The 13,459-nt window shown below is 62.7% G+C and carries 16 protein-coding genes; 9 read left to right on the plus strand and 7 right to left on the minus strand.

Annotation, left to right across the window (positions count from 1 at the left end; translation table 11 throughout):
* Positions 1 to 22: 22 nt before the first annotated feature.
* Positions 23 to 1,561: a glutamate synthase-related protein gene (locus tag ACW8PS_RS01675; RefSeq protein WP_491525515.1), complete on the plus strand. Its 1,539-nt coding sequence runs from the start codon at positions 23 to 25 to the stop codon at positions 1,559 to 1,561.
* A 219-nt stretch (positions 1,562 to 1,780) separates the two neighbouring features.
* Here the strand turns inward: ACW8PS_RS01675 and ACW8PS_RS01680 are convergent, their stop codons facing one another.
* Positions 1,781 to 2,599, minus strand: coding sequence for a TIGR00282 family metallophosphoesterase (locus tag ACW8PS_RS01680; protein ID WP_491525516.1), 819 nt, complete (start codon positions 2,597 to 2,599; stop codon positions 1,781 to 1,783).
* Entirely contained in the window at positions 2,596 to 3,189 is a 594-nt protein-coding gene (locus ACW8PS_RS01685; protein ID WP_491525548.1) for a 5-formyltetrahydrofolate cyclo-ligase, read from the minus strand. Before ACW8PS_RS01685 ends, ACW8PS_RS01680 begins: the two co-directional genes overlap by 4 nt.
* A gap of 82 nt (positions 3,190 to 3,271) precedes the next feature.
* Between ACW8PS_RS01685 and ACW8PS_RS01690 the strand changes: the two genes are divergently transcribed.
* The 5 genes from ACW8PS_RS01690 to ACW8PS_RS01710 are packed head-to-tail and all read left to right on the plus strand — an operon-like array spanning position 3,272 to position 6,164.
* Entirely contained in the window at positions 3,272 to 3,886 is a 615-nt protein-coding gene (locus ACW8PS_RS01690) for a VOC family protein (protein ID WP_491525517.1), read from the plus strand.
* Entirely contained in the window at positions 3,883 to 4,005 is a 123-nt protein-coding gene (locus ACW8PS_RS01695) for a hypothetical protein (RefSeq protein WP_491525518.1), read from the plus strand. The genes ACW8PS_RS01690 and ACW8PS_RS01695 overlap by 4 nt, the downstream gene beginning before the upstream one ends.
* Before the next feature lie 32 nt (positions 4,006 to 4,037).
* On the plus strand, positions 4,038 to 4,721 hold the full coding sequence (locus ACW8PS_RS01700) for a TerB family tellurite resistance protein (RefSeq protein WP_491525519.1): 684 nt from the start codon (positions 4,038 to 4,040) through the stop codon (positions 4,719 to 4,721).
* A gap of 7 nt (positions 4,722 to 4,728) precedes the next feature.
* Positions 4,729 to 5,775 (plus strand): endonuclease/exonuclease/phosphatase family protein, encoded by a 1,047-nt coding sequence (locus tag ACW8PS_RS01705; RefSeq protein ID WP_491525549.1) that lies wholly within the window; start codon positions 4,729 to 4,731, stop codon positions 5,773 to 5,775.
* A 32-nt stretch (positions 5,776 to 5,807) separates the two neighbouring features.
* On the plus strand, positions 5,808 to 6,164 hold the full coding sequence (locus ACW8PS_RS01710) for a hypothetical protein (protein WP_491525520.1): 357 nt from the start codon (positions 5,808 to 5,810) through the stop codon (positions 6,162 to 6,164).
* Positions 6,165 to 6,168: 4 nt separating this feature from the next.
* Here ACW8PS_RS01710 and ACW8PS_RS01715 read toward each other — a convergent pair whose 3' ends face one another.
* The gene (locus ACW8PS_RS01715; RefSeq protein WP_491525521.1) at positions 6,169 to 6,471 is read right to left on the minus strand and encodes a lipoprotein; all 303 of its coding nucleotides are present in this window, start codon (positions 6,469 to 6,471) and stop codon (positions 6,169 to 6,171) included.
* 189 nt (positions 6,472 to 6,660) lie between these two features.
* Here ACW8PS_RS01715 and ACW8PS_RS01720 point away from each other — a divergent pair, with 189 nt between their 5' ends.
* The 3 genes from ACW8PS_RS01720 to ACW8PS_RS01730 all read left to right on the plus strand — a co-directional run bounded on the left by ACW8PS_RS01720 (position 6,661) and on the right by ACW8PS_RS01730 (position 9,072).
* Positions 6,661 to 8,505, plus strand: a complete 1,845-nt coding sequence (locus ACW8PS_RS01720; RefSeq protein ID WP_491525522.1) for a M3 family oligoendopeptidase — start codon at positions 6,661 to 6,663, stop codon at positions 8,503 to 8,505.
* 109 nt (positions 8,506 to 8,614) lie between these two features.
* Positions 8,615 to 8,818, plus strand: a complete 204-nt coding sequence (locus ACW8PS_RS01725) for a hypothetical protein (RefSeq protein WP_491525523.1) — start codon at positions 8,615 to 8,617, stop codon at positions 8,816 to 8,818.
* Positions 8,815 to 9,072, plus strand: a complete 258-nt coding sequence (locus tag ACW8PS_RS01730; protein WP_491525524.1) for a hypothetical protein — start codon at positions 8,815 to 8,817, stop codon at positions 9,070 to 9,072. Before ACW8PS_RS01725 ends, ACW8PS_RS01730 begins: the two co-directional genes overlap by 4 nt.
* Before the next feature lie 58 nt (positions 9,073 to 9,130).
* Here the strand turns inward: ACW8PS_RS01730 and ACW8PS_RS01735 are convergent, their stop codons facing one another.
* The 4 genes from ACW8PS_RS01735 to rpoH all read right to left on the minus strand — a co-directional run bounded on the left by ACW8PS_RS01735 (position 9,131) and on the right by rpoH (position 13,418).
* A complete protein-coding gene (locus ACW8PS_RS01735; protein ID WP_491525525.1) occupies positions 9,131 to 9,397 on the minus strand; it encodes a DksA/TraR family C4-type zinc finger protein in 267 nt (88 codons plus the stop codon).
* Between the two features lie 20 nt (positions 9,398 to 9,417).
* A complete protein-coding gene (locus tag ACW8PS_RS01740) occupies positions 9,418 to 11,130 on the minus strand; it encodes a tryptophan halogenase family protein (protein ID WP_491525526.1) in 1,713 nt (570 codons plus the stop codon).
* Positions 11,131 to 11,346: 216 nt separating this feature from the next.
* Entirely contained in the window at positions 11,347 to 12,312 is a 966-nt protein-coding gene (locus ACW8PS_RS01745) for a Gfo/Idh/MocA family protein (protein ID WP_491525527.1), read from the minus strand.
* Positions 12,313 to 12,521: 209 nt separating this feature from the next.
* Positions 12,522 to 13,418, minus strand: coding sequence for an RNA polymerase sigma factor RpoH (gene rpoH, locus ACW8PS_RS01750; RefSeq protein WP_491525528.1), 897 nt, complete (start codon positions 13,416 to 13,418; stop codon positions 12,522 to 12,524).
* Between the last annotated feature and the right edge of the window lie 41 nt (positions 13,419 to 13,459).

Genomic DNA, 13,459 nt, shown 5'->3' on the forward strand with positions numbered 1-13,459 from the left:
CCGTTCAAAACTGGATTGAAACATGCGTGACTCTGTCCCTATCATTGCCGCCAAGGCACCCGCCCGTGTAGAGCTGGAAGAAGGCAAGAAATACCACTGGTGCCGCTGTGGCCATTCGCAAAACCAGCCGTTCTGCGACGGCAGCCACAAGGGGACGGGGATAACACCGCTCAGCTTCGTGGCCGAGGCGTCGGGCTCAAGGATGCTCTGCCAGTGCAAGGCCAGTGCGACCGCACCCTTCTGCGACGGCAGCCATACCCGATTGGAGGACCTGCAGTTAGGCGATGCCGCCCCCGCGCCGCAGCGCAAGATACCCCAAGCCACGCCCACGCCAGAGGAACCGACCGTCGCGCGCATCCATGAACTGGCGCGCGATGGGCTGTCCAGGCTCGGCCACCACGGCGAAATGGGTGCGATGGGCGTGCCGCGAAAGGATCTGCCACACTGGGACGAGATCCAGTTTCTTCCCGCACAGATGGCCCGCAAGCCGCTCTTGGATGATGTCGGTGTTGATAGCGCGGTCGTGATTGGTCCCCGCGCGGCAAAGCCCTTGCGGCTCGACATCCCGCTTTTTGTCTCCGACATGAGCTATGGCGCGCTGTCAGAAGAGGCCAAGACGGCGTTGGCGCGCGGCGCGGAAATGGCGGGCACCGGCATCTGCTCCGGCGAAGGCGGGATGCTGCCCGAGGAGCAGGCCGAAAATTCCCGCTATTTCTACGAGCTTGCCTCGGCCGGGTTCGGCTGGCGGCCGGACCTGACAGAAAAAGTGCAGGCGTTCCATTTCAAGGGCGGCCAAGGGGCCAAGACCGGCACCGGCGGGCATCTGCCCGGCGAGAAAGTGCAGGGCAAGATCGCCAAGGTGCGTGGGCTGGAGCCGGGACAGTCGGCAATCTCTCCGGCAACCTTCACCGATCTCAAAACACCGGCTGATTTTGCCAGATTTGCCGATGAGGTGCGAGAGCGGTCAGGCGGAATTCCGATCGGTTTCAAGCTCTCGGCCAATCACATCGAGGATGATATCGATTTCGCGCTTGAGGCCGGTGCCGATTACATCATCCTCGATGGCCGCGGCGGCGGCACCGGGGCGGCACCGCTCATCTTCCGCGATCACATCTCAGTGCCGACAATCCCGGCACTGGCCCGGGCCCGGGCGCATCTGGACGCAAGGACGGGGCGTGAGGTGACGCTGGTCATCACCGGCGGGCTGCGCGTGGCCGAGGATTTTGCCAAAGCGATGGCCCTCGGTGCCGACGCCGTTGCCGTTTCAAACTCAGCCATGCAGGCGGTTGGATGCATCGCGGCACGGATGTGCGACACCAATAATTGCCCCGTCGGTATTGCCACTCAGAAGCCGGAGCTGCGCCAGCGTCTGAATGTGCAGACCGGTGCCGAACGGCTCGCCCGCTATTTCGGTGCCAGCGTGGAACTCATGCAAACCCTCGCGCGCGCTTGCGGCCATTCCAGCCTGTCGGATTTCCAAACCAGGGATCTTTCGACCTGGAAACGTGAGATGTCCTATCTGAGCGGCATTCGTTTTGCAGGTGTTGGGGAAAGGCGTTGAAGCGGCCTGAACCGCGACCGCGATGCGCCGGATCTGGCCGGGCGGCTGGTCGGCGTGACAAAGGTGATCGAAGCCTTTCTCGCCCGCCACCTGAGCGATGAGAAAGACCTGGCGGTGCCGCTTATCCCACACCACCGCCCGGGCTCCGGCCCCATGAACCCGGCACCACTGGTTTGACAGGTTTTTCCCTGACAAGGCGCAGGATCAACGGGTCTGCCCCTACAACACGGGCATAGTCTGCTGCAACCGCCCACCGATGCGAACCGGCGAAACCGAGATCGCCTTGCCGGTCTTGTCATCGGTCTCGACATACACACCCGACAGCGTCGCGGGCCCGCGCGCGGGCGTGAACCTGTCCTTCGGCATGCCGGTGATGAAGCGGCGCAGGGGTTCATCCTTTTCCATGCCGATCACGCTGTCATAATCGCCGCACATGCCGGCATCACTTTGATAGGCGGTGCCGCCGGGCAGGATCTGCGTATCGGCGGTCGGCACATGCGTATGGGTGCCCACCACAAGGCTGGCGCGGCCGTCGCAAAAATGGCCCAGGGCCATCTTCTCGGATGTCGCCTCGCAATGGATGTCGATGATCGTGGCCTGCGCCAGACCACCCAGAGGATGGCTGCGCAACACGCCCTCAAGGGCGGAAAACGGGTCTGAAAACGGGCGTTTCATGAACACCTGCCCCAGGGCCTGCGCCACCAGAACCTTGCGCCCGCCCGGTGCCGTAAACAGTTGCGCGCCGCGCCCGGGGGCGGATTTGGCGTAGTTCAGCGGCCGCAGGATGCGCGGCTCCTTGTCGATGAATTGCAGCATGTCGCGTTGATCAAAGGCATGATCGCCAAGCGTCAGGCAATCAATGCCAGCCTGCAACAGCAGTTGCGCATGCGCCTGTGACAAGCCAAGCCCGGAGGAGGCGTTTTCGCCATTCACCACCACGAAATCCAGCCGCCAGTCGGCGCGCAATCGCGGCAGCGTCTCGCAGATTGCGCTGCGGCCGGCCCGGCCCATCACATCGCCCAGAAAAAGAAGTCTCATATATCCCGATTAGGCGTTTGCGCGCGTGGCGGCAAGGGCCCGATCACGCGGGTCGGCGTGACCACGGCGTCCAGCACCTGATCGGTGGGTTCCACCAGCAGCCCGGAGATCTCTTGCGCATCATAGGCAAATCCGATGGCGCGGGTGGGGTGCCGGGCGCGCAACCGTTGCAGCGTGCGGTCATAAAACCCGCCGCCATAGCCCAACCTGTTGCAATCGGCATCGAAGGCCACCAGCGGCACGATCAGCAGCTCCGGTTCCAGCCAATCGCCGGCCTCAGGCACCTTGGCACCGAACGGCCCGTCGATCATCGCGCAGCCGGGATGCCATTGCTGAAACCGCAGCGGCAGTCCCTTGCCCGCAATCACCGGCACGCAGATCCGGTTCGCAGCCGCCAGTTCCGTCATCACCGGCAGCGGGTCGATCTCGGTGCGCATCGGCATATAGCCCGCGATCACCGCCCCCCGCAGCGGCCCGATCCGGTCCAGCAAACGCGCCTGCGCGGCTCCGTCCAGCCCGGTGCCGAAATCGATGCTGCGCGCGGCAAGGGCGGCCTGGCGCAGGGCGGCTTTTTTCCCGGTCATATCCATGGCGGCGAGGTTGATCCCCTTGCGCCCGATTTGCCAAGAGGGTTTCATCACCTGACTGCACATTTTCGAAAGGCCGCCGCCCATGCTGACGCTCGATCATATCGCCATCGCCTGTGAGGGTCTGGAGGCCGGCACCGCCCATGTCGAGGCGGCTTTGGGCGTCGATCTGTCACCCATTGGTGAACACCCCCATATGGGCACGCATAACCGGCTGCTGTCACTTGGGCGCGCGCAATATCTTGAGGTCATCGCCATCAACCCGGGTGCCCCCGGCCCCGATCAGCCGCGCTGGTTCGATCTGGATGGTTTCTCCGGGCCGCCACGCATCACCAACTGGATCTGCCGCGCCCCCGATCTGGCCGCAGCGCTGGCCATGGCCCCGGAAGGGTCGGGCACTATCCGCGATCTTGCGCGCGGGGATTTCCGCTGGCGCATGGCTATTCCCGCCAATGGCAAACTGCCCTTCGATGGCTGCTTTCCGGCGCTGATCGAATGGCAGGGCAGCGCCCATCCCGCGCCGCGCCTGGCCGATCAGGATATCCGCCTGACCGGCCTGACCCTGACCCATCCGGCGGCAGAAGCGCTCCGCGCCGCCCTGGCCCCCCTCATCACCGACACCCGCCTGCATATCGCGCCCGGCCCCGCGCCACGGATCACCGCAACCTTTTCCACGCCAGCCGGAACCGTCACGCTGTGATCCCCGCCGCCATCGGCTTTCACACCGCACCTGGCGACAGCCAAACCGCCCGCCTGGCCCAGGTCGGGCGCAAATTCGGGCGCTGGCATGATCTGGTGCTGATACAGAAATTCCTCTGACATTCCCGCGCGATCCGGGTAAAAGCTTCCCCATGTCACTTTGGACCCGGATCACCGAAGCCCTGTCTGCCCTTGCCTCTGGCGAGGGGCTTGGCACCATGTTCGACACGCTGCGCAAGCCGCCGGAGCTTCGGGTCGGATTTGCCATTGCGGTGATCGCGCTGGGGGCCAAGATGGCCAAGGCCGACGGGCAGGTCACACGCAACGAGGTCACCGCCTTCCGCGAAGTCTTCGCCATCCCGCAGGCCGGTGAGAAATCCGCCGCCCGGGTCTTCAACCTGGCGCGTGAGGATGTCGCGGGGTTCGAGGATTACGCCCGCAAGATCGCCACCATGTTCGAGGCCGACAGCGCCGTGCTGTCCGATCTCATGGATGGGTTGTTCCATATCGCCGTGGCCGATGGCACCTATCACCCGAATGAGAACCTGTTTCTGGAACGCGTGGCCGAAATCTTCGGGATGTCACCGCGTGAATTTGCCGCCCTGCGGGCGCGCAACGTGCCCGATGCGGCCCCCGATCCCTACACCGTTCTGGGCGTCGACAGCACCATGGCACTGGCCGATATCCGCAAGGCCTGGCGTGATCTGGTGCGCGAAACCCACCCCGACCGGATGATGGCGCGCGGCGTGCCGCAGGAGGCGGTGAAACTGGCCCAGACCCGGCTGATTGCGATCAACCGGGCCTGGGAGGAAATTCAGTCCCATCATGGCGGGTAACGGGCCGATGCGCATCGTCACCTATAATGTCGAATGGTTCGCCAACCTGTTCGATGATGAGGGTGCGCTGCTCGATGATGACCGCTGGTCGGGCCGTCAGGACGTAACGCGCAGCCAGCAGATTGCGGCTCTGGCGCAGGTGTTTCAGGCGCTCGATGCCGATGCGGTGATGGTGATCGAGGCCCCCGACATCTCACGCCACCGCGACGGGGCGCAGGCGCTGGAGAATTTCGCGGCCTTCGCCGGGATCCGCGCCCGCAAGGTGCTGGTCGGCTTCGAGAATGACACGCAGCAGGAGATCATGCTGCTCTACGATCCCGATGTGATGGCCGCCCGCCATGACCCGATTGGCGCGGAAACCGGCAAGAAAGGCTCGCGCATCGCGCCGCGCTTTGACAGCACCTACCGGATTGATCTCGATATTGATGCCACCGAAGACCTGATCCGGTTTTCCAAACCGCCGCTCGAGGCCGAGATCGAGACCGCCGACAGCCTGTTTCGCATGATCGGCGTGCATGTGAAATCAAAGGCACCGCATGGGGCGCGCAACCGCGATGAAATGATGCGGCTGGCCATTGCCAACCGGCGCAAACAGCTGGCCCAATGTATCTGGCTGCGCGAACGCGTGGCCCATCATCTGGCGGCGCGCGACCCGTTGATCCTGGCCGGTGATCTCAATGATGGGCCGGGTCTGGATGAATTCGAGCAGCTTTTCGGGCGATCCGGGGTCGAGATCGTGCTGGGAAGCGAATTGCCATCGAGCCAGCAGCTCTACGACCCCCATGCCACCCGCGCGCTGCAATCGCGCCTGGCCGCCAAACCGGCCACGGCGCGGTTCTTTCTGCGCGAAGAAAACCGCTATCTCTCGGCGCTGCTGGATTACCTCATGGTCTGCCCGCTGATTCGCCCGCGCGCCGCCAATTGGCGCATCTGGCACCCGTTCGATGACCCGGTCTGCTGGCGCGATGATCTGCTTTGCAAGGCGCTGCTGACAGCGTCCGACCATTTCCCGGTTTCCATGCAGCTTTCAGCCGAACCGGGGCCACGGGATTGAAACGCGCCGCAATTTTCCCCATATTCAAGGCTATGAAACCTATCCTGCCCCTGGCCCTGTCTGTCCTTCTCGCCCTGCCCGCTGCCGCGCAGGACGCCGAGGAACCCGGCATCCGCGACGGTCTGGGGCTGCTCTCCGAAGGCTCACGGCTGATCCTGGAAGGGTTGATGGATGAAATGCGCCCCTTTGTCGAAGATCAGATGATCCCGCTGTTGCAGGATCTGAACGGCATGATCAGCGACATGTCAGCCTATCACGCGCCCGAAATTCTGCCCAATGGTGATATCCTCATCCGCCGCCGGGTCGATCCCGTGCCAGAGGCCGATCCCGACCCAGAGGTCGAGACCGAACCGGAGGCCGATGCCGTGACCGACCCGGTCGAGCTGTGAGACCTCAGTAATCGTCCGATCCGGCATCCTGATCATTGATGGCACGCATCAGCGCATCCCGACAATCCGCGCGACCACAAGGGATACGACGCGTGTCGACAATGACATATCGCCTGCTTTCGCGCTGCCCGTCACTATCTTCATACGTGATGTCCTGGATCTGATAATCCAGGCCCAGATAGGTTATGGTCTGGACATCCTCCCGGACGATGGAGACGTCCGGGGTAAATGAATCCCCGAACAAAGCGCACCCCGTCAATATGACGCTGGCCAGGCCGAGCGTCAGAAACAGTCTGAATCTTTTCATTCTCAAGCTCCCTTTTGAATTCGGGTCATGACCCTGGTTTCATACCGCTCGAAGGAATCTCGGGTTCCGAATTTAACAAAGTTCAGGCAGAAATCCACCCCTGTGGGTTTTGCCCCTGCCGGCCATTGCCAAAGCCCGGACCAGCCCGCATATCTTGCCTGATGATATTCGAAATGAGGCTTGTTCCAGATGTTCCATCTCCGCCCCGGTCGCCCCGGTCGCCCCGAATTGTTGCATGATGCCAACGCCACCGGAGGCAGCGATGATCTGGGCGATTTGCCGCAATGGGACCTGAGCGATCTTTACACTGGCGAAGACGCGCCCGAGATCGCCCGCGACAAGGCCTGGCTGGAGGCCGAATGCGCCGGTTTCGCGGCCGATTTCGAGGGCAGGCTGGCGGGCCTTTCGGCATCCGACATGGCGACCTGCATCCAGCGCTATGAGAAGATCGACATGGTGTCCGGGCGGCTGATGGCCTTTGCCGGGCTGCGCTATTACCAGCACAGCACCGATCCCGCGCGCGGGAAATTCATGTCCGACATGCAGGAGGCGATCACCAATGCCACCACGCCGCTGGTGTTTTTCAGCCTCGAATTCAACCGCATTGATGATGATGTCTATGAGGCACTGATGGGTGCCAACGCGGATCTGGCGCGCTATCGCCCGGTGCTGGACCGGATGCGCGCGATGAAGCCTTATCAACTGTCCGATGAGCTGGAGAAATTCCTGCATGACCAATCGCCGGTCGGGGCGGCGGCCTGGAACAAGCTGTTTGACGAAACCATTGCGGGGCTGAGTTTTGATGTGGGTGGCGAGAGCATGGCGATCGAGGCCACGCTCAATCTGCTGACGGACCCTGCCCGCGACCGGCGCGAGGCCGGTGCCCGCGCGCTGGCGGCCACCTTCCAGGACCGCATCGGCCTGTTTGCCCGCGTCCATAACACGCTGGCCAAGGAAAAAGAGATCGAGGATCGCTGGCGCAAACTGCCCACACCGCAGGCCGGCCGCCATCTGGCCAACCATGTCGAGCCGGAGGTGGTCGAGGCCTTGCGCAATGCCGTCGTCGCCGCCTATCCGCGCCTCAGCCACCGCTATTACGCGCTCAAGGCGAAATGGCTGGGGCTGGAAACACTGGAGGTCTGGGACCGCAACGCGCCCTTGCCGATGGAGGATCCGGCGCTGGTGACCTGGGCCGACGCCCGCAAGACCGTGATGGCGGCCTATCGGGGGTTTGACCCGCGCCTGGCCGATCTGGCGGAACCGTTCTTTGACCGGGGCTGGATCGATGCCGGCGTCAAGGAGGGCAAGGCACCGGGGGCCTTCGCGCATCCCACGGTCAGCGACGTGCATCCTTATGTGATGCTGAACTATCTCGGCAAACCCCGCGATGTGATGACATTGGCGCATGAGCTTGGCCATGGCGTGCATCAGCGGCTGGCGGCGGGGCAAGGTGAATTGCTGTCCTCGACCCCGCTCACCCTGGCCGAAACGGCTTCCGTCTTCGGCGAGATGCTGACCTTCCGCAAATTGCTCGACGGGGCCGAGACGCCCGCGCAACGCAAGGTGCTGCTGGCCGGCAAGGTCGAGGACATGATCAACACCGTGGTGCGCCAGATCGCGTTTTACGATTTCGAATGCAAATTGCATGCCGCCCGCGCAGCGGGCGAACTGACCCCCGACGATATCAACGCGCTGTGGATGTCGGTGCAGGCCGAAAGCCTGGGCCCGGTGTTCAACTTCATGGAGGGCTATGAAACCTTCTGGGCCTATATCCCGCATTTCGTGCATTCACCCTTCTATGTCTACGCCTATGCCTTTGGCGACGGGCTGGTGAACGCGCTTTATGCGGTCTATGCCGAGGGCGGCGACGGCTTTCAGGAGAAATATTTCGAGATGCTGAAGGCGGGCGGATCAAAGCACCACAAGCAATTGCTGGAACCCTTCGGCCTTGATGCCAGCGACCCGGCCTTCTGGGACAAGGGCCTGTCCATGATCGAAGGCTTCATTGATGAATTGGAGGCGATGGAGGGGTAAACAGGGTTGCCGGACACCGTCCAGTGGAAAATTTCGCGCGCGAAGGTGCCGGGCCCCGGACGAACCCGGCCTCTGGAATCCAACCTCCTGAAATGACGGCCAGGAAACCATGACCGATACCGACAGGCAAAAATCCACACCTGACACAGCCGCGCTTTTCATCGCCCCCCTGGACAGATCACAGGCGAGCCGCGTCGCCGATCTGACCCGGCATGACGATCCGATCGGCGGGTTGGGCGATAGCGGGGCGCGCGCCGGGCCACCGCAGATCATGCGCAAGGGCCTGCCCGGCCACAGGCGGGCCGCCCGATGATCGACCAAGCCAGAGCCTATCTTCGAACTCATTGGGTGAAGGCCAGAAGACAGGTCACGCGGGCGTTGGTCTGGATCCGGGCCAATGTGCCGCCGGGCCTGCGGTTGCTGCTGGGGCTGGCGCTGATCGCGGGCGGGCTGTTGGGGTTTCTGCCGATCCTGGGGTTCTGGATGATCCCGCTCGGGCTGGCGGTGGCGGCGCTCGATATCCGGCCGCTCTGGCGTTGGTTTCGGGGCGGGCGGGATCGGCAATGAGCGGCCAAGCGGTTTCGAAACCGCTTGCAAGGCCTTTGCAAAGGCCTTTTCCCGCGCCCTATTTCAACTGGCTGTCCTTCGATCCGCGCCGGTTGAAGCCGCGCGCCTGAAACCCGCCGTCACGCTCTTGCTGACAGTCGATACATAGTTTGACCCCGGCAAGGGCAATACGGCGCGCCTCGGGGATCGGTTCCTCGCATTCGGCGCACTCGGTCCGGCTTTCGCCCACCGGGGGTTTGCGCGCCTGCATCCGCGCCAGCTCATCCTGAACCGACGCCTCGATCTGCTCGCTGACCGCGCCGTCCTTTGCCCATCCTCCGGCCATCTTGTGCCCCCCTTTGCCGCTTACAACAGGCTTGCGTCGTCATCATTATCTGCCGCATTATCTGCCGCTGCCGCCACCGGGGCGGGCGCGGGCGTCGGGTTGATCTTGAGCCGCGGCAGCGGCCCGCCCGGCATCCCCACCGTGGGCTGTGCCATGGCGAAATTCGGCACCGCCGGTTTCGGCGGCACCTGTTCGCCGCGCAGTTCAAGCAGCAGCTGGTGATGATCGGCCATCCTGGCGACCAGCATATCGGTTGTGGCCCGCGCCTTTTGCAGATGCCCCTGCCACAGGTCTTGCCGCAGATGCAGGTTCTTCATGAAACCCGGTGCGGCAAAGCCGGTCTCATAGACCCGCTTGCCCAACAGCACCGCCTGATATGTGCCATAGGAAAACAGCGAATCGAATTTCAGATCATAGGCTCCGGGCAATGCGTGCCGCCAGACCTCCAGATTCTCGGCCAGACTGTCGGGAACCTCCAATTCGGTGCGCGCGTCGATCCAATATTGCGAATCGGTGCGATTGCCGAGCGCATAATGCAGGCAGATGAAATCGCGCACCTCATCATACAGGTTGCCCACCAGTTTGTTATAGTGGCGGCGCAGCGGTTCGGGGTAATCGCTGTCGGGGAAATAGGTGGCCAGCCAGCGCACCGCCGTGTCGATCATGTGGATGGCGGTCGATTCCAGCGGCTCGATGAAGCCGCCCGACAGGCCAATGGCGACCACATTCTTGACCCAGGCATTTTCATTGCGCCCGATCCGCATCGGAATCACGCGCGGTTCAACCCCGTTCCAGGTATCGCCCAGATGGGCGACAAATTCATCGCGCGCCTGTTCATCGGTGCGATGGGCCGAGGAATAGACATAACCGGTTCCGATCCGGTTGAACAATGGCACCCGCCAGGACCAGCCGGCCCCAAGCGCGTAGGAGCGCGTCATCGAGGGGATCCTGGTGGGGTCGGGATGCGGCACCTGCACCGCCAGGGCGCGGTCATTGGCCAGATATCTGGAATAGGAGATGAAGGGCTCCTTCATCACCTCGTTGATGATGACGCCCTTGAACCCGGTGCAATCGATCACCAGCTCGACCGGGTGGCGCCCGGTCTGATCCAGTTGCAGCGCCGAGACATAACCGCGTTCATCCTGTTCGACATCGACCACATCCTCGCGGATATGAATCACGCCACGCGCGACACAGATATCGCGCACCATATTGGCAAACTTGCCGGCATCCAGATGATAGGCATGGCCGATTTTCATCGTATAGGGTTTCTCACCCAGGGGGCGCGGGCCCTTGCCGGCGCGGGCCAGATCGGTATGCGGGCAGAACACTTGCGTGAAATCCTGACCATCGGCCCCGTATTGCAGGTAGTAATAGCCATGTTCGATACCATCGGTCACACCGGGGCTGGCAAAGGGGTTCACATAGTCGATCTGCCTGCCCGCCTTATCGACATTCCAATTGGCAAAAAGCACCCCCAGTTTGAAGGACGCATTGCAGGTCTTGAAGAACTCCCGTTCCGACAGCCCCGCCGAGCGCAGGGTGCGTGGCATGCCGGGCACCGTGGCCTCGCCAACGCCGACAGTGGGAATATTCGGCGATTCGATCAACCTTATCAAAATGGCCGCAGCACCGGTCTCGGTGCGCATGAAATAGCTTTGCAGCAGCAGCGCCGTCAGCCAGCCTGCCGTGCCGCCGCCCACGATGGTAATGGATCTGATCGGTTCGCCCATGGTTGCCCCCCCGCGCCTGTTGGACACCGGACCGGGCCGGGCCAATCGTGCATTCCTTTCCCGCCACCTTACGCGGGGCGCTTGCGACTGATCAACCTTCGGTTATAGCGCGTCGCGCCTGATCGGATTCGCGCATTCATCACCCGGACCGAGGCAGCGTTCGCGCAATCGAATGCGTTCGGGTCGGCCGCTGAATTCGATTTGGCGCGTCGCGCTCTAATCTCGCGCCTGTGCAAACACCGCCTCAATCGCGGCCTGGGTGCCGCGCGAAAACTCCAGCGGCACCCGATAGGGCGCGCCGCGCATCGACCGCCCGAAGGCCTCGACCTGAGCCACATATTGGCGCGCCTGCGGGAATCGGAACAGACGTTCCGTGCCATCTGACGCCACCATCCGAACCGATGCCTCGCGGTGCGACACCGGATTGAAGGGGGCCGTCAGCTCAAGATATCCAGCCGTGCCATACAGCGTCACGACCTGCCGGTCGGTGGCCTGAATATTCATATAGACCGAGCAGGTCACAGCCCCGAAATCGGCCAGGATACGCGCCGAGACATCGACGCCATGATCCCACCCCAGGAGCGCCTGCCTGATCACCGGTTCAACGCCCGTGACCAGCCGCCCCGAGCCAAGCGTATAGACCCCGATATCACGCAATGCGCCGCCGCCCAGATCGGGGTTGAAGCGGATATTGGCCGCATCCTTCAGGCCAAAGGTGAAACAACTCTCGATATGGCGCAGATCGCCGATGGCCGCCTCCGCCAGCAGGCTCTGCACCAGCTGCCATTGCGGATGATGCGGGATCATATAGGCCTCGGCGATCATCAGCCCGGTGGCGTCGCGCAGCGCGATCAGCCGGTCGATCTCGGCCAGTTCCATGGCGATGGGTTTTTCGCACAGCACATGCTTGCCCGCCCGCGCGGCCTTTTCCACCCATTCCACATGCAACGCATTGGGCAGCGGGATGTAGAGCGCGTCAATCTCGGGATCGGCCAGAGCCGCGTCATAGCTGTGATGGACCCGCACCCCCGGCACCATCGCCTGAAATGGCCGGGCTTTGGCCGGGTCGCGCGTCGCCACAGCCGCCAGCACGGCGTTATCTGCGGCGTGAATGGCCGGGGCCATGGTGGTCAGCGCGAAATTCGCGGCCCCCAAAACGCCCCACCGAACCGGTTCTGTCATTCTCGTGCCCTCCATTGCCATCACCCCCGCATCTATACTGTTCCGGATTACCTTTGAATCGCAATGCACTGCCTCTCGCTTGCGCTTGAACGCGCATTGCGATGCATTTGTCTCAGCTATAGCGCGACGCGCTCTATGACCCGAAACGCTTTGAACGAAAAAAGGGCCCGCCGGATAGGCAGGCCCAGATTATTTCAACTGGCGGTGGATCAGGCCGAGGTCATGACGCCCTGTTCCCGGGCCAGATCGCGCATCCTCTTTTGCAGCTTCTCAAAGGCGCGCACCTCGATCTGGCGAATCCGTTCGCGGCTGACATTATAGACGCCGCTCAGATCCTCCAGCGTCACCGGCTGATCCTTCAGGCGGCGCTGCGTCAGGATATCGCGCTCGCGCTCATTGAGCACCTCCATCGCCTCTTTCATCAGCTCCATGCGGTGGTCGAACTCGTCCTTTTCGGCATAATCGGCGGCCGTGTTGGCACCTTCATCCTCAAGCCAGTCCTGCCATTGCGTGGTGCCGCCATCATCGCTGCCCACTATGGCGTTCAGCGATGCATCGCCACCCGACAGGCGCCGGTTCATCGAGATCACTTCGGTTTCGGTCACGCCCAGATCATTGGCGATACGGGCGACGTTTTCGGGGCGCATGTCGCCCTCCTCCAACGCACCGATACGGGCCTTGGCCTTGCGCAGGTTGAAAAACAGCTTTTTCTGCGCGCTTGTCGTGCCCAGTTTCACCATGCTCCACGACCGCAGGACATATTCCTGAATCGAGGCCCGGATCCACCACATCGCATAGGTCGCAAGCCGGAACCCCTTTTCGGGGTCAAATTTCTTGACCGCCTGCATCAGCCCGACATTGGCCTCGGAAATCACCTCCGCCTGCGGCAACCCATAGCCGCGATAGCCCATGGCGATCTTGGCGGCCAGGCGCAGGTGGCTGGTGACCAGCTGATGCGCGGCATCGGTATCTTCGTGGTCCACCCAGCGTTTCGCCAGCATATATTCCTGTTCGGGCTCCAGCATCGGAAATTTGCGGATTTCCTGAAGATACCGGTTCAAACCCTGTTCCGGCGACGGGGCCGGAAGATTGGTATAACTTCGCATGTCAGATATCCCCTGTTCGACGGCTCGGATGTAAATCCGAT

The organism is Alterinioella sp., from assembly GCF_058343375.1.

What these genes read in the sequence shown, in the direction of transcription:
- ACW8PS_RS01725 (WP_491525523.1), top strand. Translation starts at nt 8,615, where the DNA reads ATGACCGATACCGACAGGCAAAAATCCACACCTGACACAGCCGCGCTT.
- ACW8PS_RS01715 (WP_491525521.1), bottom strand. Translation starts at nt 6,471, where the DNA reads ATGAAAAGATTCAGACTGTTTCTGACGCTCGGCCTGGCCAGCGTCATA.
- ACW8PS_RS01740 (WP_491525526.1), bottom strand. Translation starts at nt 11,130, where the DNA reads ATGGGCGAACCGATCAGATCCATTACCATCGTGGGCGGCGGCACGGCA.
- ACW8PS_RS01720 (WP_491525522.1), top strand. Translation starts at nt 6,661, where the DNA reads ATGTTCCATCTCCGCCCCGGTCGCCCCGGTCGCCCCGAATTGTTGCAT.
- ACW8PS_RS01705 (WP_491525549.1), top strand. Translation starts at nt 4,729, where the DNA reads ATGCGCATCGTCACCTATAATGTCGAATGGTTCGCCAACCTGTTCGAT.
- ACW8PS_RS01710 (WP_491525520.1), top strand. Translation starts at nt 5,808, where the DNA reads ATGAAACCTATCCTGCCCCTGGCCCTGTCTGTCCTTCTCGCCCTGCCC.
- ACW8PS_RS01735 (WP_491525525.1), bottom strand. Translation starts at nt 9,397, where the DNA reads ATGGCCGGAGGATGGGCAAAGGACGGCGCGGTCAGCGAGCAGATCGAG.
- ACW8PS_RS01680 (WP_491525516.1), bottom strand. Translation starts at nt 2,599, where the DNA reads ATGAGACTTCTTTTTCTGGGCGATGTGATGGGCCGGGCCGGCCGCAGC.
- ACW8PS_RS01690 (WP_491525517.1), top strand. Translation starts at nt 3,272, where the DNA reads ATGCTGACGCTCGATCATATCGCCATCGCCTGTGAGGGTCTGGAGGCC.
- ACW8PS_RS01675 (WP_491525515.1), top strand. Translation starts at nt 23, where the DNA reads ATGCGTGACTCTGTCCCTATCATTGCCGCCAAGGCACCCGCCCGTGTA.
- ACW8PS_RS01685 (WP_491525548.1), bottom strand. Translation starts at nt 3,189, where the DNA reads ATGGATATGACCGGGAAAAAAGCCGCCCTGCGCCAGGCCGCCCTTGCC.
- rpoH (WP_491525528.1), bottom strand. Translation starts at nt 13,418, where the DNA reads ATGCGAAGTTATACCAATCTTCCGGCCCCGTCGCCGGAACAGGGTTTG.
- ACW8PS_RS01700 (WP_491525519.1), top strand. Translation starts at nt 4,038, where the DNA reads ATGTCACTTTGGACCCGGATCACCGAAGCCCTGTCTGCCCTTGCCTCT.
- ACW8PS_RS01745 (WP_491525527.1), bottom strand. Translation starts at nt 12,312, where the DNA reads ATGACAGAACCGGTTCGGTGGGGCGTTTTGGGGGCCGCGAATTTCGCG.
- ACW8PS_RS01730 (WP_491525524.1), top strand. Translation starts at nt 8,815, where the DNA reads ATGATCGACCAAGCCAGAGCCTATCTTCGAACTCATTGGGTGAAGGCC.